At 66.2% G+C, this 2,222-nt stretch carries 4 protein-coding genes; 1 reads left to right on the forward strand and 3 read right to left on the reverse strand.

Annotation, left to right across the window (positions count from 1 at the left end):
* Positions 1 to 92 precede the first annotated feature (92 nt).
* Positions 93 to 347: a DUF3551 domain-containing protein gene (locus BRAO375_RS36320; RefSeq protein ID WP_349545985.1), complete on the reverse strand. Its 255-nt coding sequence runs from the start codon at positions 345 to 347 to the stop codon at positions 93 to 95.
* A gap of 243 nt (positions 348 to 590) precedes the next feature.
* On the opposite strand from BRAO375_RS36320, the gene BRAO375_RS14555 reads away from it, so the two are divergent.
* The gene (locus tag BRAO375_RS14555; RefSeq protein ID WP_009028233.1) at positions 591 to 1,049 is read left to right on the forward strand and encodes a hypothetical protein; all 459 of its coding nucleotides are present in this window, start codon (positions 591 to 593) and stop codon (positions 1,047 to 1,049) included.
* 43 nt (positions 1,050 to 1,092) lie between these two features.
* Here the strand turns inward: BRAO375_RS14555 and BRAO375_RS14560 are convergent, their stop codons facing one another.
* Positions 1,093 to 1,641 carry a cytochrome b gene (locus BRAO375_RS14560; RefSeq protein WP_009028234.1) on the reverse strand — a complete coding sequence of 183 codons (549 nt, stop codon included), beginning with the start codon at positions 1,639 to 1,641 and terminating at the stop codon, positions 1,093 to 1,095.
* Between the two features lie 97 nt (positions 1,642 to 1,738).
* Positions 1,739 to 2,222 (reverse strand): ATP-binding protein (locus tag BRAO375_RS14565; protein ID WP_035640337.1); only part of this gene is annotated, 484 nt, incomplete at its 5' end.

Genomic DNA, 2,222 nt, shown 5'->3' on the forward strand with positions numbered 1-2,222 from the left:
AAGGAGCACGGGATGGCGACAGAGAACCATGAATTCCGAAAAATAGCAATAGATTTATTCTTCGCAGAACCGTCTCTCCGGCGCAAAGGGCATCACCGGAAAGGAGGCGAACGACGGCTTCGTTCCGGCGGGCGCTGGACGTAAGGGTTCGTCAGGCACGTGGCAGAGAGGCTCGCAGCCGCCGCCTTACACGCCTCCCAAGACCTGTACTGGCACGAAATCGTGCTCGACCCGCCCCACTCCCAGGTCTGCAGACATACGGGATCATTGCCGTCGAACCGCTGGGCTGCGGCGGGAACGATCGCAAACAGGGTGAACGGAGCCAGAAGGAGAAGCGCGCGCATCATGACACATCATGGCATGAGCCTTTCCAATCCGAAAGGGCTTGAAGCGGCAACGCCGACGCGGAGCTCTGCCGGCCGACCATGACACGCACCGGACCGCGGTCAATGACCTGTGGTCAGCCGATAGCACGAACGTGTCATGGCGCTATCCACCCCCGCGGACGAAGATCCGCCCAGCAGCGGCGCAGGCCACCGAGCACGTGCTGGTTCGGACTCCGGGTGGACATCGCAAAGCGAGGATGAGAGATGACGGACGAAGGCTTTTGGTCGGCCATGCGCCGCAGATCAGTCTCCGCAGCGGCGGCGCTCGGCGCGGTCGCCAACCTGCTCTGCCTCGCGCTCTCATTCCATAGAGACTACGTGAGATCCGATGAGTTCCATCATGGGATCGTCGCGGGCGTTTGGCTTGTTCTTCTCTTCGGAATTCCTCTCCTGCTCCCCAGCGTCACGCTGTTCGTCTTCCGTCGCTCGGCTGCGGTCGTGCTGATTTTGACCACTCTGCTGCTCTTGATCCTGAAGATGAACATCGACGAGCTCATTCTGTACCGGGAGATCGGCGTCTTCGCGCGCATCCAGAAGTGGGACTCGCCGGGGATTGCCCTGATGTTTCTCAGCATGTTCTCGGTCGCGATGATCGTGGTGCGGGGCATCATCCGGCTGGTCGACCGGCTGCAGGGGTACGATCCCGACATGCCTGCGTCCTGATCCCGTAGGGGATTGCGCAGATCATGCCGGGATCGCGACACCGTCAGCGCAGTCCCGGCACCATGCGCTTCAAGGTGCGGTCGTGCAGCCAGTAGTGATGCAGCAGCGCGGCGGCGACGTGGACGCCGATCAGGATCATCAGGCCATTGGCGAGCGCCTCGTGCATCTCCTTCATGTCGTGGGCGAAGCTGCGGTCGGCGCGCCAGGGCGAGGCAATGTCGAACAGGCCGAACACCGGCAGCGCTTCGCCGCTGGCGAACTGAGTGAGGATGCCCAACACCGGAATGGCGAACATGATGCCGTAGATGAGCAGGTGCGCGATCTCGCCGGCGTGCACGGTCCAGGCGCCGAGCCGGGTCGGCTCAGGGACCGGCGGCGGATCGGCGAGGCGCCAGGCGAGGCGCGCCAGGGCGACGCCGAGCATCGCCAGGCCGAGCGAGATGTGCGCGAACAGCGCCAGCTCCTCCGAGCCGCGCGACATCTCCTCGCCGAGCTGGCCGGAGAGCCAGGACGCGGGCACCAGCACGGCGACGATCCAGTGCAGACTGATCGCGATCGAGCCATAGGTCTTGGCGGAATTTCGAATACGCATGGCAGCTTCCTTGGGTCATGGATATCTCCACGCCGCGGCGTGGATGCATGACCGAGGGGATAGCGCAGCGCGGTCGTCGCGAGGCTGACGGCGCCCGTCAGCCCGCTGTCAGGATGGAGCGTCCCTCCTTCGGCTCGCGCGCCGGCGCCCTCCGGCTCGTCAGCACCGCTGCCAGGGCGGGCGCGATCGTGATCCTGGCGCCGCCGAGCTCGGAGCGGCCGATCTGCAGCCGCCAGCCATAGGCTTCGAGCACGTCCTGCACGATCGCAAGGCCGAGGCCGCTGCCCGGCCCCTGCTCGTCGAGACGGCCGCCGCGCTCCAGCACACGGCCGATCTGCGCGTCGGGAATGCCCGGACCGTCGTCCTCGACCATGATGATCAGCGGGCTCGCGCCGGCGACGATGCGCACCGTGCTGGCGGCGTGACGCGCCGCGTTCTCCAGGAGATTGCCGAGCACCTCGGCGAGATCGGTGCGGTCCATCGCGACGCGCAGGCCCGCCGGCACCTCGCCATCGAAGCTGACATGCGCCGCCGCCGGCGTGCGCGCCAGCGTGCCGAGCAGCGCCTCGACCAGCGGCCCC

The organism is Bradyrhizobium sp. ORS 375, assembly GCF_000239775.1.
GTDB lineage: Bacteria > Pseudomonadota > Alphaproteobacteria > Rhizobiales > Xanthobacteraceae > Bradyrhizobium.